Annotated in this window: 19 protein-coding genes; 8 read left to right on the plus strand and 11 right to left on the minus strand. The window is 71.7% G+C overall.

Going from position 1 to position 21,062, the window contains the following annotated elements; translation table 11 throughout:
- Positions 1-28: 28 nt before the first annotated feature.
- The gene (locus ABD329_RS35345) at positions 29-2,452 is read left to right on the plus strand and encodes an MFS transporter (protein WP_198281253.1); all 2,424 of its coding nucleotides are present in this window, start codon (positions 29-31) and stop codon (positions 2,450-2,452) included.
- 109 nt (positions 2,453-2,561) lie between these two features.
- Here ABD329_RS35345 and ABD329_RS35350 read toward each other — a convergent pair whose 3' ends face one another.
- A complete protein-coding gene (locus tag ABD329_RS35350) occupies positions 2,562-2,831 on the minus strand; it encodes a hypothetical protein (protein WP_198281252.1) in 270 nt (89 codons plus the stop codon).
- Between the two features lie 150 nt (positions 2,832-2,981).
- Complete coding sequence (locus tag ABD329_RS35355) at positions 2,982-4,226, minus strand: MFS transporter (protein WP_198281251.1); 1,245 nt, start codon at positions 4,224-4,226, stop codon at positions 2,982-2,984.
- 100 nt (positions 4,227-4,326) lie between these two features.
- On the opposite strand from ABD329_RS35355, the gene ABD329_RS35360 reads away from it, so the two are divergent.
- Positions 4,327-5,217, plus strand: coding sequence for a LysR family transcriptional regulator (locus tag ABD329_RS35360; protein WP_344317424.1), 891 nt, complete (start codon positions 4,327-4,329; stop codon positions 5,215-5,217).
- 90 nt (positions 5,218-5,307) lie between these two features.
- On the opposite strand, the gene ABD329_RS35365 is transcribed toward ABD329_RS35360, so the two are convergent.
- Together ABD329_RS35365 and ABD329_RS35370 are read right to left on the minus strand one after the other, a co-directional pair.
- A complete protein-coding gene (locus tag ABD329_RS35365) occupies positions 5,308-5,820 on the minus strand; it encodes a GNAT family N-acetyltransferase (protein WP_198281053.1) in 513 nt (170 codons plus the stop codon).
- Positions 5,821-6,045: 225 nt separating this feature from the next.
- A complete protein-coding gene (locus tag ABD329_RS35370) occupies positions 6,046-7,155 on the minus strand; it encodes a ferritin-like domain-containing protein (RefSeq protein ID WP_198281052.1) in 1,110 nt (369 codons plus the stop codon).
- Positions 7,156-7,346: 191 nt separating this feature from the next.
- Between ABD329_RS35370 and ABD329_RS35375 the strand changes: the two genes are divergently transcribed.
- The 4 genes from ABD329_RS35375 (at position 7,347) to ABD329_RS35390 (ending at position 11,148) form a co-directional block, all read left to right on the plus strand.
- A complete protein-coding gene (locus ABD329_RS35375) occupies positions 7,347-8,276 on the plus strand; it encodes an AurF N-oxygenase family protein (RefSeq protein ID WP_198281051.1) in 930 nt (309 codons plus the stop codon).
- A gap of 155 nt (positions 8,277-8,431) precedes the next feature.
- On the plus strand, positions 8,432-9,259 hold the full coding sequence (locus ABD329_RS35380; RefSeq protein ID WP_246619029.1) for a TetR/AcrR family transcriptional regulator: 828 nt from the start codon (positions 8,432-8,434) through the stop codon (positions 9,257-9,259).
- A 157-nt stretch (positions 9,260-9,416) separates the two neighbouring features.
- Complete coding sequence (locus tag ABD329_RS35385) at positions 9,417-9,683, plus strand: hypothetical protein (RefSeq protein WP_198281050.1); 267 nt, start codon at positions 9,417-9,419, stop codon at positions 9,681-9,683.
- A gap of 166 nt (positions 9,684-9,849) precedes the next feature.
- Positions 9,850-11,148 carry a C40 family peptidase gene (locus ABD329_RS35390; RefSeq protein WP_344317425.1) on the plus strand — a complete coding sequence of 433 codons (1,299 nt, stop codon included), beginning with the start codon at positions 9,850-9,852 and terminating at the stop codon, positions 11,146-11,148.
- 21 nt (positions 11,149-11,169) lie between these two features.
- On the opposite strand, the gene ABD329_RS35395 is transcribed toward ABD329_RS35390, so the two are convergent.
- From ABD329_RS35395 to ABD329_RS35415, 5 genes are all read right to left on the minus strand, one after another.
- Positions 11,170-12,537, minus strand: coding sequence for a styrene monooxygenase/indole monooxygenase family protein (locus ABD329_RS35395; RefSeq protein WP_246618646.1), 1,368 nt, complete (start codon positions 12,535-12,537; stop codon positions 11,170-11,172).
- A gap of 77 nt (positions 12,538-12,614) precedes the next feature.
- Positions 12,615-13,280 (minus strand): GTP-binding protein, encoded by a 666-nt coding sequence (locus ABD329_RS35400; RefSeq protein WP_425574419.1) that lies wholly within the window; start codon positions 13,278-13,280, stop codon positions 12,615-12,617.
- A complete protein-coding gene (locus ABD329_RS35405; RefSeq protein ID WP_198278584.1) occupies positions 13,261-13,653 on the minus strand; it encodes a DUF742 domain-containing protein in 393 nt (130 codons plus the stop codon). The genes ABD329_RS35400 and ABD329_RS35405 overlap by 20 nt, the downstream gene beginning before the upstream one ends.
- The gene (locus ABD329_RS35410) at positions 13,650-14,141 is read right to left on the minus strand and encodes a roadblock/LC7 domain-containing protein (RefSeq protein ID WP_198278585.1); all 492 of its coding nucleotides are present in this window, start codon (positions 14,139-14,141) and stop codon (positions 13,650-13,652) included. The genes ABD329_RS35405 and ABD329_RS35410 overlap by 4 nt, the downstream gene beginning before the upstream one ends.
- A complete protein-coding gene (locus ABD329_RS35415; protein WP_198278586.1) occupies positions 14,138-17,461 on the minus strand; it encodes a nitrate- and nitrite sensing domain-containing protein in 3,324 nt (1,107 codons plus the stop codon). The genes ABD329_RS35410 and ABD329_RS35415 overlap by 4 nt, the downstream gene beginning before the upstream one ends.
- A 389-nt stretch (positions 17,462-17,850) precedes the next feature.
- Between ABD329_RS35415 and ABD329_RS35420 the strand changes: the two genes are divergently transcribed.
- Positions 17,851-18,621: a protein phosphatase 2C domain-containing protein gene (locus tag ABD329_RS35420; RefSeq protein ID WP_198278587.1), complete on the plus strand. Its 771-nt coding sequence runs from the start codon at positions 17,851-17,853 to the stop codon at positions 18,619-18,621.
- Between the two features lie 108 nt (positions 18,622-18,729).
- On the opposite strand, the gene ABD329_RS35425 is transcribed toward ABD329_RS35420, so the two are convergent.
- Positions 18,730-19,212, minus strand: a complete 483-nt coding sequence (locus ABD329_RS35425) for a MarR family winged helix-turn-helix transcriptional regulator (protein ID WP_198278588.1) — start codon at positions 19,210-19,212, stop codon at positions 18,730-18,732.
- A 250-nt stretch (positions 19,213-19,462) separates the two neighbouring features.
- On the opposite strand from ABD329_RS35425, the gene ABD329_RS35430 reads away from it, so the two are divergent.
- Positions 19,463-20,311 (plus strand): lysozyme, encoded by an 849-nt coding sequence (locus ABD329_RS35430; protein ID WP_198278589.1) that lies wholly within the window; start codon positions 19,463-19,465, stop codon positions 20,309-20,311.
- Positions 20,312-20,442: 131 nt separating this feature from the next.
- Here the strand turns inward: ABD329_RS35430 and ABD329_RS35435 are convergent, their stop codons facing one another.
- Positions 20,443-21,033, minus strand: a complete 591-nt coding sequence (locus ABD329_RS35435; protein WP_198278590.1) for a Uma2 family endonuclease — start codon at positions 21,031-21,033, stop codon at positions 20,443-20,445.
- Between the last annotated feature and the right edge of the window lie 29 nt (positions 21,034-21,062).

The following is a 21,062-nucleotide window of genomic DNA, read 5'->3' on the forward strand; positions in this document are numbered from 1 at the left end:
CTGAACTTTCTTTGGAGGCGGCATTCGCATGCCCCAGTCAGCCCCACCTCGCGTCGCGGAACCTCTGAGCGCCGCGCCGACCGGCACGCCGCTCCCGCGGGAGGTCGGCGGCGGCTTCGTGGCGGTGCTCGCGTTCTGCGGCATCGCCGTGTCCGTCATGCAGACGCTGGTCGTTCCGCTGGTCGCCGAGCTGCCCCAGCTGCTGCACACCACCAGCTCCAACGCGTCCTGGGTGGTCACCGCCACCCTCCTAGCCGGTGCCGTCTCCACGCCCGTGATGGGGCGGCTCGGGGACATGTTCGGCAAGCGCCGGATGCTGATGGTCGCGCTCGCGCTGATGGTCATCGGCTCGCTGACCTGCGCCGTCACCTCCGACCTGGTCGTGATGGTGATCGGCCGGGCCATCCAGGGCGGGGCCATGGGGGCCATTCCGCTCGGCATCAGCGTCATGCGGGACGAGCTCCCGCCGCACAAGCTCGGCTCGGCGATGGCCCTGATGAGCTCGTCGCTCGGCATCGGCGGCGCGCTGGGACTGCCCGCCGCCGCGTTCGTGGCGCAGCACACCAACTGGCATGCGCTCTTCTACGGGGCCGCGGGGCTGGGCGCGATATCCATCGCCCTCGTGCTCGCCATCGTCCCGGAGTCCTCCGTCCGCACCCCCAGCCGCTTCGACGCCATCGGCGCGCTCGGGCTGACGGCCGGGCTCGTCTGTCTGCTGCTGCCCATCACCAAGGGCGGTGACTGGGGGTGGACGAGCGGCACCACGCTCGGGCTGTTCGGCGCGGCCGTGGTGATCCTGCTGCTCTGGGGCGTCTTCGAGCTCCGTACCACCGAGCCGCTGGTCGATCTGCGGACCACGGCGCGGCGCCAGGTGCTGCTGACCAACCTCACCTCGATCATGGTCGGCTTCTCGTTCTACGCGATGTCGCTGATCCTGCCGCAGCTGCTCCAGCTGCCGGAGGCCACCGGGTACGGCCTGGGCCAGTCGATGGTCATGGCCGGGCTCTACTTCGCCCCCATGGGCGTCGCGATGATGCTGGTCTCCCCGCTGTCCGCGCGGATCAACGCCGCGCGCGGGCCGAAGGTGTCGCTGGTCCTCGGGCTGTTCGTCATCGGCGCGACGTACGGCGCGGGGCTCGTCATGATCGACCACATCTGGCAGATCGTGGTGCTCTCCACCGCGCTCGGCGTCGGTATCGGTATCGCGTACTCGGCGATGCCCACCCTGATCGTCAGCGCCGTGCCCGCCGCCGAGACGGGTGCGGCGAACGGGCTCAACACCCTCATGCGGTCCATCGGCATGTCCACCTCCAGCGCGGTGGTGGGCGTGATCCTGGCGCACCAGACCATCGACTTCGGTGGGATGGCGCTGCCGAGCAAGGACGGGTTCAAGATCTCGTTCCTGGTGGCGTGCGCCGCCTCGGTCGTCGGTCTGCTGATCGCCCTCTGCCTGCCCGGGCGGCAGCGGGCCAAGCGGGCCACGGGCTCGGGCCCCGTGGCCACTTCGGCTCCGGTGGCCGACTCCGATTCTTCGGTGGCCGACTCCGGTTCTTCGGTGGTGGCCGACTCCGGTCCTTCGGTGGATTCCGTTCCGGCTGGTGTTCCGGTCGCCGTTGCCGCCGCGGGGGCGGTCGCCGAGGTCGTCGACGATCTCCCCGACCTCACCGCGGGCGTCATCCACGGCCGTGTCCTCGGCCCCGGCGACACCCCGCTCGCCGACGCCGCCATCACCCTCATCGACACGGGCGGCCGTCAGCTCGGCCGTACGGTCACCGGTCGCGACGGCCGGTACCACCTGCCCGCGCCCGACGCCGCGAGCGTCGTCCTCATCGGCTCGGCCGCCGGGCATCAGCCGCAGGCCGCCACGCTGCTGGTCTCGGATCTGCCGGTCGTCTGCGATCTGCGGCTGTCCGGCGGGGGCGGGCTGACCGGTTCCGTACGGGCCGTCGGCGGCGAGCCGCTGGCCGGTGCGACCGCCACCGCCACCGGGCCCGAGGGCGAGGTGGCGGGGTCGGTGACCGCTGACGAGAAGGGCGAGTTCGCGCTGCCGGAGCTGGCCCCGGGGACGTACGCCCTGACCGTGGCCGCCGCCGGGCACCGGCCGTACGCCACTCAGGTCGAGCTCACCGCCGGTGAGCCGGTGCGCGTGGACGCCGAGCTGCCGCCCGCGGCCCGGGTCCGGGGCACCGTACGGGACCGGGGCGGCCGAGCCCTCGGGGACGCGCGGGTCTCGCTGCTGGACGCCTACGGGGACGTGGTCGGCCAGGTCATCACCGGTGCGGACGGATCCTTCGGCTTCGAGGCCCTCACCGGCGACCACTACACGGTGGTGGCCAGCGGCTACGCCCCGGCGACCCGCCAGATCACGGTCGGCGGCGCGGCGGGCACCGAGCGGCGGGATGTGGACTTCCTGCTGGGGCACGGCGACAGCGACGGCGACGGCGAGGAGTGAGTCCGGGCCCCCAGCGGGAGGGCCCGGCGGAGCATGACGTAAAAAGCGGCGGGTAAAGGGGCACGTAAAGCGGCATGTAAGGAGCGGCGCTCTGGGCGCCGCTCCTTACTCATTCGTCCTCCTCGGAGAGGCCCTCCTCCGAAAGCCCCTCCTCCTCGGGCAGGCTCTCCCACGCCTCGCCCTTCCGGTACAGCTCGAAGCCCTCCTCGTCCGCGATGGACTCCGCCTGGGCCCGGCTGCGGAGGGAGATCTCATACGTATGGCTGTCGACGGTCGCGTGGACGCCCGAGCCGTCGGTGACCGTCTCGATCGAGTGCGTCTCGTAGATGACGCGTCCCGGCTCGCACTTGCTCCAGACCACGTGCATGCTCACTGCCATCGGACCCACTCCCGCCGACGAGTCCCCTGGTTTCAGGGTCTCACCTGCTCGCCGGGTCCACATGGCTTGACGTGGCCCTCGATGACCTCCGTACTCCCGACGGCCTCCCGACGGCCTCCCGACGGCCCCCTCACCTCCGTCTGCCGGAATTCACCTCCGTCTGCCGAACAGCACCACGTTCGCCAGGGCGAGGACCACCAGCGCGCCCCCGAACCACATGACGCTCGGGACCGCGATCCCGTCCGCCGCCCGGCCGCCGAGCAGCGCGCCCAGCGATATCGCCACGTTGAAGACGCCGACGTACAGCGCCGACGCCGCCTCCCGCGCGTCCGGCGCCGCGTACAGCACCCAGGTCTGGCAGGTCACCGACACCCCGCCGTACGCCAGGCCCCACACCAGCAGCAGTACGGCCGCCCCCGCCGTCGTGGCCCCGGCGACCGGGACCAGCAGCTCGGCCGCCGCCAGCAGGGTGAAGATGACCATGAGGGTGCGGCGCGGATCACGGTGGGCGGTGGCGCCGGCCAGGAAGTTCCCGGCGATGCCTGCCACGCCGTACACCAGCAGCAGCGTGCTGATCAGGCCCGTCCCGACCCCGGCGACGTCCTCGAGCACCGGGCGGACGTAGGTGTACGCGCCGAAGTGGCCGGTGACCAGCAGCAGGGTGGTGATGAGGCCGGTCCGCAGCCGGACGTCGCGGAACAGGCCCGGCACCTCGCGCAGCCGGATGGTCCCGGTGGCGGGCAGCGGCGGCAGGGTGACGGCCATGGCGGCGGCCACGGCCAGCGACAGCGCGGCGAAGGCGGCGAACGCGACCCGCCAGTGGACCAGATCGCCGATGAGCGTCCCGATCGGCACCCCGAGCACCGAGGCCACCGCGATACCGCTGAAGATCAGCGTGGTGGCGTGGCCCGCGGAGCGCTCGGGCACCAGCCGCACCGCGAGCCCGCCCGCGATCGACCACACCCCGCCGATGCTCGCCCCGACCAGCACCCGGGCGAACAGCAGGACGGCGAAGCCGGGCGCCAGCGCGGAGAGCAGATTGGCGACGGCCAGCAGCACCATCAGACCGCACAGCACCAGCCGCCGGTCGTAGCGGCCGACGGTGACGGTGAGCAGCGGGGCGGCGAGCGCGGCGACCAGGCCGGGCACGGTCATGGCCAGCCCCGCCGTACCGTCCGAGACCCCGAGCGCGGAGCCGATCGAGGTGAGCAGGCCGACCGGCAGCATCTCGGTGGTGACCACCGCGAAGGTGCCGACCGCGACGGCGACGACGGCGAGCCAGGCCCTGAGCCGGGCTCTGAACCGGGCCCTGAACCGGGCTCTGAACGGCGAGCGCCCCAACGGAGGTGACCCGGATGTGCCTGCCGGAGCGGTGAGTTCCGTGCTATTGGACATGCCTTTAGCGAACAGCTGTGCCCCTGCGGGAACAACGCCGAAGTTTTCAGCCTTCCATGAGCGAGGCTCATCAATCGGCGTCGGTGGGAGGCCATTGCCCATGGCCGGGTTGGACATCCGCGAGCTGGAGTGCTTCCTCGTGCTGAGCGAGGAGCTGCACTTCGGCCGCGCGGCGGAGCGGTTGTACGTCTCGCAGAGCCGGGTGAGCCAGCTGCTGCGGAACCTGGAGCGCCGGATCGGCGCCCGGCTGCTGGAGCGCACCAGCCGCCGGGCGCGGCTGACCCCGCTCGGCGAGCGGTTCCTGGCCGAGCTCCGGCCCGCCTACGAGGCGCTGTACGGGGCCTTCGAGAGTGCCCGCGGAGCGGCGCGCGGGGTGGACGGCGTGCTGCGGATCGGGTTCCAGGGGGCCGCCGACGAACGGGTGACCGCGGCCATCGCGGCCTTCCGGGAGCGCCACCCCGGCTGTGAACCGACGACAGTGGAGATCCCGCTGGCCGATCCGTTCGGCGCGGTGCGGGCCGGTGAGGTGGACGCCGCGATCGTCTGCCTGCCGGTGGCCGAGCCCGATCTGGTCCTCGGCCCGGTCTTCTCCAAGCAGCCGCAGACCGTGGTGGTCCCGGCCCGCCATCCGTTCGCGGGCCGCGGCCGGGTGGACGCCGAGGCGCTGGCCGACTGCCCGCTGATCGGCCCGTCCGCCCCCGCGCCGCCCTACTGGCACGACGCGATGGCGCCCGCCGCCACCCCCGGCGGGCGGCCCATCCCCCGCGGGCCGCTGGTGCACACGCTCCAGGAGGGGCTGGCGGCGGTCGCGGCGGGCCGGGGCGGGATGCTGCTGTGCGCCCCGACGGCGGAGTACCACCGCCGCCGGGACATCACCTTCGTAGCGGTCGAGGGGGTGCCGGACTCGATGCTCGGCCTGGTGTGGCGACGGGCGGACGAGACCGCGCGGTTGCGGGCGTTCGGGCGGACGGTGGCGGAGCTGTGTGTGTAGGCGGGGCCTGAGCCGCCCCGGGGGCGCCCGTGCCGGGCGGAGGGGTCGTTCCCCTGCCGGGCCCAGGCCCGCGCCATGTCCGCGTACCGGCTAGCCCACGTCCCTGCGCATGCACACCCGTGGCCAGCGGTCCAGCCCATGACCGGCCTCGCTGAGCCGGATCCGGCGGAGGCCGGGGGTCAGCTCGGCCTCGGTCAGGGCCCGGAAGCCGCATCGCGCGGCGTAGTACGGGGCGTTCCAGGCCACGTCCACGAAGGTGGTCAGGGTGAGCGCGGGGACGCCGTCGCCCGCGGCCCGCGTCGCGATGTGGTCGATCAGGGCCCGTCCCACGCCACGGCGGGCGCTGTCGGGGTGGACCGAGATCTGCTCGATGTGGATGTTTCCGTCGACGGGGTCGGTGATCAGGTACGCCATCGCCCGGTCGGCGTCGTCCACCGCGACCCAGGCCCGTCCGGCCCGCTGGTAGCGGCTCAGCTCTTCCAGACTCAGGGGCTCGTCATCGGCGACTTCGTCCATTCCGATGTCCCGGAAGCAGAGTCCGGCGGCGCGCTCTATGTCCTGGAGGACGGGGAGTTCTTCACTGGTGCTCGTTCGAATCCGCACCCCACCATCATCCTCCGGAACGCCGGAACAAAGGTGTGCCCCCCACCGCCGTGGAGAGCACCCTTCGGCCGTTCCTTCATATGAACGCATATGAATGCCATCGGACCGAGGTCACCCCAATGACCTCGGCCTTCTCCGCTGGCGGTGATCATGAATCTACCAAGATCGGTGCGTGGGGGCGAGGTTGAGGGGACGTCACCTCGGAGAGCGGCCTCCCCCGTGTCCTCACGCCCCGGCCGCGCCCTCCGCGATCGCCTCGTCCACCTCGCCCGTGCGCGCCGCCTCCTCCGCCGCGAAGCGCTGCTGGTCCAGCCGCTCGGCCAGCTCCTCGTCCTGGTTCATCAGCAGGTCGAGGTTGCTGTCGCCCAGCTCCAGCACGCCCATGTCGACATACGCCCGCTGGAGCCGCTCGCCCCACAGCCCGATGTCCTTCACACACGGCACGATCCGGCTGAAGAGCAGCTTGCGGAACATGTGCAGGAACTGCGACTGCTCGCAGTACTCCTCGGCCTCGGCCTTCGGGATGCCGAAGTTCTCCAGGACCTCCACGCCGCGCAGCCGGTCGCGCATCAAGTAGCAGCCCTCGATGACGAATTCCTCGCGCTCGCGCAGTTCCGCATCGCTCAGCTGCCGGTAGTAGTCGCGCAGCGCCATCCGGCCGAAGGCCACATGGCGGGCCTCGTCCTGCATGACGTAGGCGAGGATCTGCTGGGGCAGCGGCTTGTCGGTGGTGTCGCGGATGAGGCCGAACGCGGCGAGCGCGAGGCCCTCGATGAGCACCTGCATGCCCAGGTAGGCCATGTCCCAGCGGGAGTCGCGGAGGGTGTCGCCGAGCAGGGCCCGCAGATCGGTGTTGATGGGGTAGACCGTGCCGAGCTTGTCGTGCAGGAAGCGGCCGTAGAGCTCGGCGTGGCGCGCCTCGTCCATGGTCTGGGTCGCGGAGTAGAACTTGGCGTCGAGGTCGGGGGCGGCCTCCACGATCCGGGCCGCGCACACCATCGCGCCCTGTTCGCCGTGGAGGAACTGGCTGAACTGCCAGGCGGCGACATGATGGCGCAATTCACCCTTGTCGCGGTCGGTCATCCGGTCCCAGTGGCGGGTGCCGTGGAGGGCGAGCGACTCATCGGGGGTGCCCAGCGGATCGTACGGGTCCACATCCAGGCCCCAGTCGATCCGCTTGACCGCGTCCCACTGCTTGTCCTTGCCCTTCTGGTAGAGGGCGAGCAGCCGGGCCCGGTGGTCGTCGTACTCCCAGCTGAACCGGGCGGCGCCGCCGGCGGGCACCTGCCAGAGGGGGTCTCCGGGATCCATCGCGTAGAGCTCATGCGTCGCCACCGACGCCTCCTTCGCCTCGCTCCCCCGTGAACGGATGCGTACTCGGCAGGCTCACACGTCCGTTACTCGGCGGTCAATAAGACCTCCCCAAGGGATTGACGGCCTTGCTGACACGGAGTCTCATAAGAGGTATCCGCCGGTAACCGTTCCCACCGGCGCCCGTCCGAGCCATCAGTGAGGTGCCCTCGACGATGTCCACCGTGACCGAACCACCCGCGCTCCGGGACGCGCTCGGGCTGATCAAGGACCGCGAACGGGTCGCGGAGCGGCTGCTCCAGTCCTCGGCCAAGCACTCCTTCGACCCCGACACCGAACTGGACTGGGACGCGCCCTTCGAGCCCGGCAAGTGGTTCTGGCCACCGGAGCTGGTGTCGCTCTACGACACCCCCATGTGGCGCCGGATGCCGGAGGAGCAGCGGCTGCTGCTGTCCCAGCACGAGGCGGCGGCCCTGGCCTCCCTGGGCATATGGTTCGAGATCATCCTGATCCAGCTGCTCACCCGGCATATCTACGACAAGCCCGCGACCAGCGCCCATGTGCGGTACGCGCTCACCGAGATCGCCGATGAGTGCCGCCACTCCAAGATGTTCGCGCGGCTGATCACCAAGGGCGGCACCCCGGCGTATCCGGTCGCCCCGCTCCACCACAACCTGGGCCGGATCTTCAAGACCTTCTCCACCACGCCCGGTTCGTTCACCGCGACCCTCCTCGGCGAGGAGATCCTGGACTGGATGCAGCGGCTGACCTTCCCGGACGAGCGCGTTCAGCCGCTGATCCGCGGGGTGACCCGGATCCATGTGGTCGAGGAGGCCCGCCATGTGCGGTACGCGCGCGAGGAGCTGCGCCGCCAGATGCTGCGGGCGCCGCGCTGGGAGGCGGAGCTGACCCGGATCGGCTCCGGGGAGTTCTCGCGGGTCTTCTCGCAGGCGTTCATCAACCCCAAGGTGTACACGGACGTGGGACTCGACCGCCGCGCGGCCGTCGCTCAAGTGCGGGCCAGCGCCCATCGGCGCGAGGTGATGCGCAGCGGCGCCCGCAAGCTCACCGAATTCCTCGATGACGTCGGAGTGATGCGGGGCGTGGGGCGTCGACTCTGGAAGAGTTCGGGGCTGCTGGCCTAGGGGCCGCCCGCGGCGGGCTGTTCCCCTCCCCGCCCGGACCAAGGGGCATTGGGCCGCCGGACCCAAGGGCGTGTTCGGGCCGGGCCCAAGGGCCCGTTCGGGTCGGGCCGAAGGGGGCATCCGCTTCGTAACGATGGGCGGTTACGCTGCCAGGCATGACGACAGGCAGCGGCACCGCTCCGGCGCCCCCGGAGGCGACACCCCCGGCGGAGGCGAGTGCCGCCGCGCGCCCGGCGGCCGAACCCCCGGCCACCGCGAGCCCACCGGCCGTGCGCCGGGGCAGCTACCGCAGGCTGAGCGTCGAGGCGCGGCGCGCCGAACTCCTCACCGCCGCGCTCGACCTCTTCGCCCACCGCGCGCCCGAGGACGTGTCGCTGGACGATGTGGCCTCGGCCGCCGGGGCCTCCCGGCCGCTGGTCTACCGCTACTTCCCGGGCGGTAAGCAGCAGTTGTACGAGGCGGCGCTGCGCAGCGCCGCCGATGAGCTGGAACGGTGCTTCGAGGAGCCCAGGAGCGGTCCGCTCAGCGCCCGGCTGAGCCGGGTGCTGGACCGCTACCTGGGCTTCGTGGACGAGCACGACGCGGGGTTCAGCGCGCTGTTGCAGAGCGGCAGCGTGGCGGAGACCTCGCGCACGAACGCGATCGTCGACGAGGTGCGGCGGGCGGCGGCCGAGGAGATCCTGCTCCACCTGGCGGTCAAGGAGCCCGGTGCGCGGCTGCGGATGATGGTGCGCACCTGGATCACGGCCGTCGAGGCGGCCTCGTTGATCTGGCTGGACGAGGAGAAGCGGCCGTCGCTGGAGGAGCTGCGCGACTGGCTGGTGGACCAGTTCGTGGCGATGCTGACCGCCACCGCGGCCACCGACCCGCAGACGGCCCGGGTGATGAAGGCCGCGGTCAGGATGGAGCCCGCGGAGGGGACGGTCGGGCGGCTGGCGCGCCGCGTGGTGCCCGCGCTGGGCGAGGCGTCGCATCTGCTGTGACGAGCGCGGCCGGTGGGGCGTGCGGTCGTGGTGGGGCGAACAGTCGTGGTGGGGCGAACGGTCGTGGTGGGGCGAACGGTCGTGGTGGGGCGAACGTCGACGTGGGACGTACGGCCGCGGTGAGACGTACGGTCGTCGTGGGACGTACGGTCGTGGCGTGAGAAGCGAGGAGACGCCCTTCGTGGGCGGGCCGCTGGACGGCCGGGTGCTGCCGGTGCTGGTCGGCCTCACGGGTCAGCCGCCGAAGACCTACGAGGTGCCGGTGGAGGACGAGGCGGGCGGACCGCCGACGGTGTATGTCTACCGCAGGGTTCCCGCCGCCACTTCCAAGCGGCTGGGCCTGGTCCGGGGCTGGGCCTATGAGTACGACCCGGAGGGAAAGCCGGGCGGCGGGCCGAAGTGGCCGTGGTCCAAGCCGAAGTGAGTGCCGGGCCGAACTGACCCCGGGCCGGGCCGAGCCGACCGCCCGCCGGACGGGTGACCGTATTCGCCCGACTCGCCCACAATTCTCCTGAAGATACGAACGTCATGCCACGATCCCTGCTGAGCTGGACGCCGAACAGAGGCGTCTCGGAGCCGGAGGTGATCACGTGTCAGGACGGATCGTGGGCTCGGTCTGCGCGGCGGCGATCACCGCCGCCGCCGCGCTGGTGCCCGCCGTTCCGGCGGCCAAGGCGGCGGCCGCCCCCGCCCGCCCCGCCGACCGGTCCGTGTCCGAGCTGCTGACGCAGCTCAAGACGCTGTACCGGAAGGCCGAGGAGGCGACGGAGGCGTACAACGGGACCGAGGAGAAGCTGCACAAGCAGCGCACCAGGACCAGGGAGCTCACGGCCCAGCTCGTCCACGCCCGTACGGAGCTCGCCGACAGCCACGACGACGCGGGACGGCTGGCCCGTCGGCAGTACCAGGGCCACAGCGCGCTCTCCTCCTACAGTTTCCTGCTGACCCTGCTCACCCCGCATCCGGAGAACGCCGCCGACGAGGCGCGGGAGCTGGGCCGGGCGGCCGGTCGCGAGGCCGCCCTGATCCACCGGCTGACCAAGGGCGAGCGGCGCGCCGACACCATCGCCACCCGGGCGCGGAGCGCGCTGGACAAACAGCTGTCCCTGGCGGCGAAGCGGAAGAAACAGCGGGACAAGGTGAAGAAGCAGCTCCGCTCCATCGAGAAGCTGCTGGCGGCGCTCAGCACCCGCCAGATCGCCCAGGTGGCCCAGCGCGAGCGCCAGGAGACCGCGAAGGCCCAGCGCGAACTGCTCGCCTCGGGCGCGCTCGGCTCCACGAACGGCGCCGCGAACGGCGCCGCGGGCCCGCCCGCCACCACGAACGGCGGCACGAACGGCGGCACGAACGGGGGCACGGGCGGCGGGACGAGCGGTGGCGCGGACGGCGGCGCCCCGGCTCCCGGAAACCGCCGGGACACCCCGGCGGCGGGCACCCCCTCCCCGGTGGCCACCGTCACCGAGCCCGGCCCCCGCCCCCACCAGTCCCCCGGCCGCCGCCCCGGCATGGCGTCCGCGGAGGCCGGACGGCGCGCGCTCGCCTACGCCCTGAACCAGATCGGCAAGCCCTACGTCTGGGGCGCCGAGGGGCCGAACTCCTTCGACTGCTCGGGGCTGACCTCCTCCGCCTGGGCGTATGCCGGGCGGACCATCCCGCGCACCAGCCAGGAGCAGTGGCGCCAGCTGCCACGGGTGCCGCTCAGTCAGTTGCGCCCCGGCGATCTGGTGATCTACTACAAGGGGGCGAGCCATGTGGCGATGTACGCGGGCAACGGCCAGGTGGTCCAGGCGCCGCGCCCCGGCCAGCGGGTGAAGCTCTCCCCGCTCGCCTCCAATCCGCTCCAGGGCGTGGTGCGCCCCGGCCCGGTCAGGGTGGCCAAGAAGCGGTGAGGGCTCCGGTGGCGGCCGGTGTCAGCGGAAGGACCAGACGGCTTCAGGAGTCTGGGCGTCCACCTCGGCGGTCTCGGCCTCGGCTTCAGCGGACTCGGTTTCAGCGGACTCGGCTGCTGCGGCCGCAGCCTCGGCTGCCTCCGCCTCTTCCCTGACCTGGTCCAGATAGGCGGCCGTCTTCTCCGGCTCGTAGAAGAAGTTCTCGAAGTCGGAGGGGTCGTCGAAGCCATTGGCGATGCGGTGGGCGACGGCGGGGAAGGCGGACCCCGCGCCGAGGAGGTTCACGATGTGCTCCGGCGGCGGGGCCAGCATCGCGTTGGTCCACTTGGTGACGTGCCGCGCGCTCTCCCAGTAGCGGTCGAACGTCGTCCGCATCCACTCCTCGTCGAACGGCCGGTCGCCGCGCTCGAGGATGCTCTCCAGATAGGCCGCCGCGCACTTGGCCGCGGAGTTGGAGCCCTGGCCGGTGATCGGGTCGTTGGCCACCACGACATCGGCCACGCCCAGCACCAGGCCGCCGCCCGGCAGCCGCCCGACCGGGTGGCGTACGGTCGGCGCGTACCGCCCGGACAGCGTGCCGCCCGCGTCCGTCAGCTCGACCTTCGTGGCGCGCGCGTACTCCCAGGGCGTGAAGTGTTCCATCAGCTCCAGGACGCGCTCCAGGTGCTCCGAGGGGTCGGTGATGCCCTGGAACGCGTCGGCCGGACCGTCCGGGACGGCCTCCCAGAAGAGGATGTCGGCGCGGCCGCTGTTGGTGAGCGCGGGCATCACGAAGAGCTCGCCGACGCCGGGCACGAGGTTGCAGCGCACCGCGTCGACGTCCGGGTGCTCGGGGCGCGGGCCGAGGCCGTGCACATAGGCGACCGCGAGGGCGCGCCGCGGGGTGTCGTACGGGGAGCGGGCGGCGTCCCGGTCGAAGAGCGAGACCAGTTCGCCCTTGCCCGCGGCCACCAGCACCAGGTCGTACTTCCTGTCGAGGACGTCCAGGTCGGAGACGGCGGCGCCGTGGATGACCACCTGGCCGCCGCGCTGTTCGAACGTCTCCATCCAGCCGGCCATCTTGATCCGCTGGTCGACGGACTGGGCGTAACCGTCCAGCCGGCCGACCCAGTCGATGACCCGCGGATGGCCCCCGGGAGCCGGCGGCCCGGCGACCGAGACCCCGAGGCCCTCGACCCGCGGCGCCCGCTCCTCCCAGAAGTTGAGCCCCAGGTCGCGCTCGTGGCCCAGCGCGGTGCGGAACATGCACTGGGTGGACATCACCCGCCCGCCGCGGATCTCATCGGCCGTCCGGTTGGACATCAGCGTGAGCTCGTAACCCTGGGACTGTAGGCCGAGAGCGAGTTGGAGGCCGGATTGACCGGCACCCACGATGAGTATCTTCCGCATGGCTGTCGACTCTCCCTCATGCTCGGGCCGGAAAGAGGAACGGAGCATTCCATCCCACGGGCGGAGCAGAGGTTACGTCATTCGGGTGACACGTCAACGGCGTGCCTCACCAGCGCAAGCAGCGCGTCCACGACCGCGATCCGGCGCCGGGCGTCCATCATCACCACGGGGACGGAGGACGCCACCGAGAGTGCGTCCCGTACGTCCTCGGCCTGGTAGAGCGGAGTCCCCTCGAAGTGGTTGACCGCCACCACATACGGCAGTCCGAGGCTCTCGAAGTAGTCCAGCGCCGGGAAGCTCTCGTCCAGGCGCCGGGTGTCGACCATCACCACCGCGCCGATGGCCCCGCGCATCAGGTCGTCCCACATGAACCAGAAGCGCTGCTGGCCGGGGGTGCCGAAGAGATACAGCACCAGATCGTTCTCGAGCGTGATCCGGCCGAAGTCCATCGCGACGGTGGTGGTCAGCTTCTCGGGCGTCGCCTCGAGGTCGTCCACGCTCTCGCTGGCCCGCGTCATCAGTGCTTCGGTCTGAAGCGGAGTGATCTCCGAGACCGCGCCGACGAAGGTCGTCTTACCGACGCCGAAGCCTCCCGCTATCACTATCTTGGTGGCGATCGGCGCGCGGGAGCGGTCCGTCTGCCACCTCTGGAGCACCTCCTCGGCCCCGGGTATCCCGGCCCCGGGTATCTCCGACGTCGCCGGCGGGGTCGCCGTGATCGTCTCAGAGCCTGCGAAGTCCACTGAGCACCCTTTCGAGCAACGCGCGGTCCGGCTGGCCGGGGCCCCGCCCGGTGCCGTAGACGCGGATCTTTCCCTGGTCGGCCAGGTCGCTGAGCAGGACGCGCACCACACCGAGTGGGATCTTGAGCATCGCGGAGACCTCCGCGACGGAGCGCATCCTGCCGCACAGTTCGATGATCGCCCGGATCTCCGGCAGCATCCGGGAGTTCAACCCGCTGGGGGCCAGGTCGAGCCGTCCGTCCGGAGACTCCAGCGCGGCGACGAAGGTCTCCACCAGCAGCACATGGCCGGAGCGGGTGCGGCCACCGGTGAGTGAGTACGGACGTACGCGAGCGGGTTTACGGGCGGGTCGGCCGGACCCGGCGGCCGTCACTGTGCGTGCTCCAGCGACCTGCGTAGTTCATTGCGGAGTTCCGGGGTGAGCACATGCCCGGCCCGGCCCACGAACAGCGCCATGTGATAGGCGACGACGGTCATGTCGCAGTCGGGGGTGGCGTGCACTCCCAGCAGCGAACCGTCGCTTATCGACATGACGAACAGACTGCCCTCGTCCATCGCCACCATCGTCTGTTTGACACTGCCGGCGTCCATCAGCTTCGCCGCGCCGAGCGTGAGGCTGCCGAGCCCCGAGACGATCGTCGCGAGATCCGCGCTGGAGCCCTTGGGGCCGTCCTGCACCGACGGATCGCCCGACGCGGCCGCGGCGTGGTGCCGTGTGTCGGAGGAGAGCAGCATCAGCCCGTCGGTCGAGACGACCACGACCGAACGGACGCCCGGCACCTCCTCGACCAGGTTCGCCAGCAACCAGTGCAGATTACGGGCCTCGCGACTCAACCCGTAGGTACTACTGGGCGCATTCACCCGCGTGCCTCCTCAACCGTGCCACCCTCGTTCTGCGCCCCCGTTTGCCCTGCTGTTCCCCCGTGCCCCCGAGCGGGCTCGCCGTGGGCGGCGATCTCGGCGGCGGCGTCGCGGTGTCCCTCGCGGGCACCGCGCTGGAAGCCTCCGAGCCGGCGCCGCAGTTCCTCCGCGTTCACCGAGCCGGTCCGCTCCCGTGGATCAGGCTCCCGGAGCGCCACGTTCCGCGGTCGGCGCTTGGGAAGCCCCTTGTCGGTGCGCACCGGCTCGTCGTCCGGGCGGGCGTGCTGGTCGGGGCCGATGGCGTACGGATCGGCGGACGGCTCACCGCCGCCTGCCCGCTCACCACCCTCCGCCGTCCTGCCGCCGGGCGGCGACGGGACGCTGTCCTCCGGGCCGTCGTACGACGCCGGGGCGCGGTTGGCCGGACCGCCGTGGGCCGGACCGCCGTGGGCCGGGCCCCAGGCGGCCGCGCCGACCGGGCGTATGCCGTGGCCGCCGAGGTACCACTCGCGGTCCGCGTGGTCGTCGGGGTCCGCGCGGTCGTCGCGGCGGTCGGCGTCCGCGCGGCCCGCGGCGTCCGCACGTACGTCGCGACCCGCACGGTCCGCACGGTCCTCGCGACCCGCACGGTCCTCGCGGTCCTCACGGCGTTCGCCGCCGTCGGGATCCGTACGGTCCGAGCGGTCATCGCGGTCCTCGGGGCCCCCTTGGCTCTCGCGCAGCCGGCGGAGCATCAGCTCCATCGTCTGCTCGACGGCCGGGACCTCCGGCTCCTCGGGCTGAGGCGCCGGGGCCTTGTCGTCCGCGCCGGGCCGGGCGCCGTCCGGCCCGTCGGCCTGGGCCAGCTTGGGGACGCGCTTGGGCAGGGCGGGCAGCGCACCGGCGCCTTCCGGGGCCGGATGGCCGCGCGGCGGCGTGGGCTCCATGGGGTAGTCGCGGCCGGTGTCCCCCGTCAGCCCCCACCGCTCACCGGGGACGGCCCAGGGGGCGCTCGGCTCCGGTTCTGCGGCGGCGTCGACGGGCTCGGACTCGGGACGGGGCTCGTCCTCGGGCCCCGGCCCGGCGGCCTGGGGCACCGGGTCCGGCTGCGGCACCGAGTCCTGCTGCGGCACCGGCTCCACGGGCGGAGCGATCGGCTCCGCACCGGCCCCCGCCCCACCCTCTTGGCCGCGCGTGACCGAACGGGCCTGCCCCGGCAGCGCGTTCGAGTTGGCCTCGGCCTCCGAGCCCGGGAAGCCCGGGAAGGACGACGGCCCGGTGGCGCCGAACGTCGCGTCCGCGCCCACCGGCGGGACGGGCGGCAGCCCGGCGCCGGGCGGACCGGAGGGAAGGATCTTCGTCGGGAGGACGACCACGGCCGCCACCCCGCCCGGCTGCTGCTCGCGCAGCTGCACCCGGATGCCGTGGCGCGCCGCGAGCCGGGTCACCACGTACAGCCCGAGGCCCAGCGGGTCCTCCGGCTGGGGGCCCTGGCAGTACTCCGGCACGGGGTCCGCGAGCCGGTTGTTCAGCTCGATGAACCGCTCGGGCGTCATGCCGATGCCCTCGTCCTGGACGGAGAGCATGACCTCGCCGGTCTCCAGCAGCCAGCCGGAGATCTGGACCGCCGCGTCCGGCGGAGAAAACGATGTCGCGTTCTCCAGGAGCTCGGCGATCAGGTGGCTGACGCTGTCCGCGGCGAACCCCGCGACCTGGGCATGTGGCGGCAGCGCCTGGATCTGCACCCGGTCGTACCGCTCGACCTCGCTGATCGAGGCGCGCAGCACATCCAGCAGCGGCACCGGCCCCGGATGGGTGGCCTTCTGCTCGGAGCCCGCGATCACCAGCAGGTTCTCGCCGTAGCGGCGCATCCCGGTGGCCAGGTGGTCGAGCTGGAAGAGCGTCTCGAGGCGGTCGGGGTCCTGCTCCCGCTCCTCCAGGGACTCGATGATGGCGAGCTGGCGCTCGATCAGGCCCAGCGAGCGCAGCGCGAGGCTGACGAAGCTGCCGTGAACCCGGGCCCGCAGCCCCTCCAGCCGGGTGGCGACCGCGTCCCGCTCGGCGCGCAGCCCGTCCCGCTCGTCGGCCAGCCGCTGCCGCTCACCGACGAGCCGGGTGCGCTCGCGCTCGAGCTCGGCGACCCGCTCGTACGTCTGGGTGGCCTTGGCGTGCAGTTCGTTGACGGCCCGTACGGCGTCCGCGAACTCGTCGTCGCGGCCCTTGAACGCCACCGGCTCCTCGGCCGCCGGATCAGCCGCGACCCGCCGGGCGCCGAGCCGCAGCGCGGCCAGCGGCCGGGTCATCGAGCGGGCGCTGTGCACTCCGGCGCCGAGGGCGACCAGCAGGGCGGCGCCGACGATGCCGATGCGCAGCTCCAGGTCGGTGACCTCGTCGTCCCGCACCCGCGCGAGCTGGGCCGCCTCGGCGGAGGCCAGCGAGGACTGCGTGCCGCGCATCTGGTCGATCCGGGCGTTCAGGGCGGCCTCGACGCGGTCCTTCTGGAGGAAGAAGTCATTGCCCGCGAGGCGGCTCTGGTCGGTGAGCCGGGCGAGGTAGCGCTCGGCGGAGTCGACCTCGGCGCCGTTGACGGTGCGCCGGTAGGCCTCGCGCATGGTGGCGGGGGCCAGCTGCTCGAAGTCGTCGAGCGCCGACTGCTCGCGGACGTTGGTCCGCTGGGCGGCCGAGACCAGCGTGGGCTGGCCGCCGCCCGCGTCGAGCGCGGCCAGCAGCAGTCCGCGGGTGGCGGACGCCTCCTCCACCGCGCGGCCGAGCGGGGCCAGCGCGGCGGTGCCGCCGGACTCGGCGTCGGCCGGGAGCCGGCGGGCGAGGGTGTCGGTGATTCCATTCAACGCTTGCACGGTGCGGGTGTAGGCGGTGAAGACATCGATGGCGGAACCCTTGCCGGTCAGCGCCTCCTGCCGCAGCTCGGGGAGGGCGTCCAGGCGCCGCCGGACGGAGTCCGGGACGTCCCCGCGCACCTCCCGGACCCGGCGGTCGACCCGGGCGCGCATCTCCTCGGAGACCCCGTGGCCGGAGGCGGAGGTGCGGCCGTCGGCGACATAGCGGGTCATGGCGTCGCGCTCGTCGGCGAGGGCGTGGGCGAGGGTCACCGTGGAGCGGTTGGTCTCCGCGAGGTCGACGAGGTGCTGGGCGTCGGTGGTGTCGTCGAGGGCCAGCAGAACGGCGGGCGCTCCGGCCCCGAGGACGGCGGCGGAGACGAGGACGACGGACGTGGTGAGCCGACGACGGACGCGTACGGTGCGGCGTCGCGGCGTCGCCTCATCCTGGCGTGGCTCGCCGACCGCATCGCGCGTGGTGCCCCGAAGCCGTTTCTTCCGCACCGGTGCTCACAATCCATTCTCGCCCGACCGCTGACGTGGACAGAGGTGACGACGGATCAACAATTGTGTTTCCCCACCTCTGGTAGGGATTCCGACCCTTTCAGGACGGGTCTGGGGCAGGTACGCATCACCCGCCCGGCCACCCGAACGAGTGAACCGTATTGCGTAGTTGACCACCAACTTTGGCTCGCGGCCATACCTTCCCGCCACCTTGCGCGGATTGGTAAAGACCTCGGCGCCCTGAGAAGATGCCCACCCGCAGCTTCCCAGAAGTGTCAATCCCGCCCCAATCAGGCAGCGGAGAAACCGGCGACGGATTTGGTACGGACCAACACCCGGTCCGGCCCTCGCCACCGCGGTGATCGACAGGGCTCCGGCAGACTGAGGGAATGCGCATCGAACTCGCGACCGCCCCCGGCGATCAGCAATATCCCAACGAGGACTACGCCTCGGTAGCCCTCCCGGCCTCGGGGAGCGGCGGTGCGCTCGTGGTGCTGGACGGGGTGACCCCGCCCGAGGGAGGGGACGGATGCGTCCACAGCGTGGACTGGTTCACCGCGCGGCTCGGCGGATCGCTGCTCGAACTGTCCGGTTCGCGGCGGGATATGCCACTGACACTGTGCCTCTCCGAGGCGATCGCCCGGACCGCCGCCGCCCATAGTTCAACATGTGACCTTTCTCACCCGCTCACACCCCAGGCAACCGTGGTCACGGCGCGCTGGAACACCGAGCGGATCGAGTATCTGGTGCTGTCCGACTCGGTGTTGCTCATCGAGCGGACCCATGACGGAGTGACCCCGGTCCTGGACGACCGCATCGACCGGCTGCGGGCCGAGGGCCGGCGGCTCGCCCCGCTGCGCAACGCGGCGGACGGCTTCTTCACCGCCGCCGCCGACCCCGCCGTCTCCGGTAAGGCGGTCACCGGGGAGCTCCCGCGCGGCGAGGTGCGGGCGCTGGCGGCGCTCACCGACGGGGCGTCGCGCTGGGTGGAGAGGTTCGGCGAGGGCGACTGGACCGAGTGCTTCGCGCTGCTGCGCAAGGAGGGCCCACAGGCGCTGATCGACCGGGTGCGGGCGGCCGAGCACGCCGATCCGGACCGTACGGCCTTCCCCCGGGGCAAGACCCATGACGACGCGGCCGTGGTCTTCGTGGAGCCGTGACCGCAGGGGCCGCCCTTTCCGGGGCGGGCAGCGGGGGCGGGTAGCGCGGTTGCCACATCCGCGTCGCCGGATGCGCGCGGGTCGCCGATCCTGACGTGTATGAGCGCCCTACTCCTGCGCCGCGCGCGCCGTCTGACCGCGGTCGTCGGCCTCCTGCTCCGCGTTCAACCGGTGCAGCAGCCTGGCGAGTTCGGCGACCTCGCTGCGCTCCCACGCGGCGAGGCGGCGCGCATACCGCGCCCGCCGTGCGCCACGCACGGCACGGAAGCGGCTGCGGCCCTCCTCGGTCAACTCCACCAGGAAGGCACGGCCGTCGGCCGGATCGGGCGTCCGCGTCACCAGTCCCAGCCCCTCGAGCGCCCGGAGCTGACGGCTCATCGTGGCCTTTCCTACGCCCACGAAGCCGGCGAGCTCGGTGGCGCGCTGCGGACCGGCGTCCTCCAGCCGCATCAGCAGTCCATAGGCGGCGGATTCGAGCTCCGGGTGGACCTCCCGGGCCAATTCCCCCGAAGCGGCACGGGCTCTGCGGAGGAAAACCGCCAATTCGCGCTCCAGAGCCAGGAATGCACGGTCCACACCAATGCCGCCCATGGTGCCCCCCTCACCCCGCTCAGGGGGCAACGCCCCGTTGTTGTGCACGTCAGAGCCCTCTCCGGGTTTTCACTTCGTGAAAGTTTCTACCACGCGCGGCTGTTACCGCAGCTCCACCAGTATTTCGCAGGATTAGACCAACGGCATCACACTCTCCCCCTTCCGTCGGCCTATCTACGCCCGTAGCGTCAACTCCTGACATGGTCATTCCAATCGGAGCTCCCCCCACCGAGGTTTCGGAGGCAACGCCATGCCTGTGCACAGACCTGGTTCGGCCCGACGCGCCCTCAGTGCGCTGATCGGTATTCTCGCCGCTCTCCTCGCCGTGACCCTCGCACTGCCCGGTTCGGCGTTCGCCGCCCAGGGGCGGGGCGACAAGGCCATCCCGCATCCCGAGGACGACTGGGCGGGTTCCCAGATAGCCAAGCACGAGGGCGGATCCACGACCGGTGAGGCGCCGACGGGGCTGCTCGCCACCGTCGAGGGCGTGGACGTCAGCAGCCACCAGGGCAATGTCAGCTGGTCGACGCTGTGGAGCAGCGGCGTCCGGTTCGCCTACGTCAAGGCGACCGAGGGCACCAGCTACACCAACCCGTACTTCGCCCAGCAGTACAACGGCTCGTACAACGTCGGCATGATCCGCGGCGCGTACCACTTCGCCCTGCCGGACAACTCGACCGGTGCCGCACAGGCCAACTACTTCGTCGACCACGGCGGCGGCTGGTCCAAGGACGGCAAGACCCTGCCGGGCGCGCTCGACATGGAGTACAACCCCTACGGCGCGACCTGCTACGGGCTGAGCGCCAGTGCGATGGTCAACTGGATCAAGTCCTTCAGCAGCACCTACAAGTCGCGCACCGGCCGCGATCCGGTGATCTACACCTCCACCAGCTGGTGGAAGACCTGCACGGGCAACTCCGCCGCCTTCGGTGGCGTCAACCCGCTGTGGATCCCGCGCTACGGCTCGTCCGTCGGCGAGCTTCCGGCCGGCTGGGGCTTCCACACCATCTGGCAGTACACCTCCACCGGCCCGACGGTCGGCGACCACAACAAGTTCAACGGCGCCATGGACCGGTTGCAGGCGCTCGCCAACGGCTGAGCCCCGCATCGCGTCACCCCCCACACCTGGCGCGCCGCCCGCATACGGCGCGCCCCGCCCTCCGGCGTACGGACAGGTCTGTCCGTACGCCGGAGGGTTTGGTCGTGCCACGGCGGCTCGAACGCGGCGGGTCAGTCGCGGGGGAACTCGTCGGTGGCGAGGGTGAGGTCGACGACCGTGCCGGTCAGGTCGACCGGCACGCCGAAGTCGATGGTGCTCTCGACGTGGTACGCGCCGTCCTTGGGCTCGGTGTGAAGGCGGCACTTCCCCGTGTACGGGTCAGCGATCAGATAGACAGGGACCCCGGCCTGGGCATAGGCCGCCTTCTTGGGACCGTAGTCGTTCGCCGCCGTATCCCTTGAGATCACCTCGGCGACGAATTCGATGTCCTCACAGCACCAACGGCCCTGCGGGGTCTTCTCGGCACCCTGCGCGACCTTGACGACATCCGGGCAGAAGCCGTTCATGTACCCGGGGAAGTCGATGCGGACGTCCGACAGCACGTTCACGTTCATCCCGAAGCGATCTTCGAGAGCCCGCACGATCCTACGGATGATGTACCAATGGACGTCCCGCTGCGGCGACATGAAGACGGCCCCCCTGACAACCTCGACCTTGTAGCCCTCGGGGACCTGGAACCGCTCCAGCCGGTCGAACATCTCATCCAGGCTGCGGGCATCGCTGTCGGCCATCTCGATCCTGTCAGTCTCTGTGACGGTCATCGTGCCGCTCCTCCCCACCGCGCACCCGT

It is taken from the genome of Streptomyces javensis (assembly GCF_039525925.1).
GTDB lineage: Bacteria > Actinomycetota > Actinomycetes > Streptomycetales > Streptomycetaceae > Streptomyces > Streptomyces asiaticus.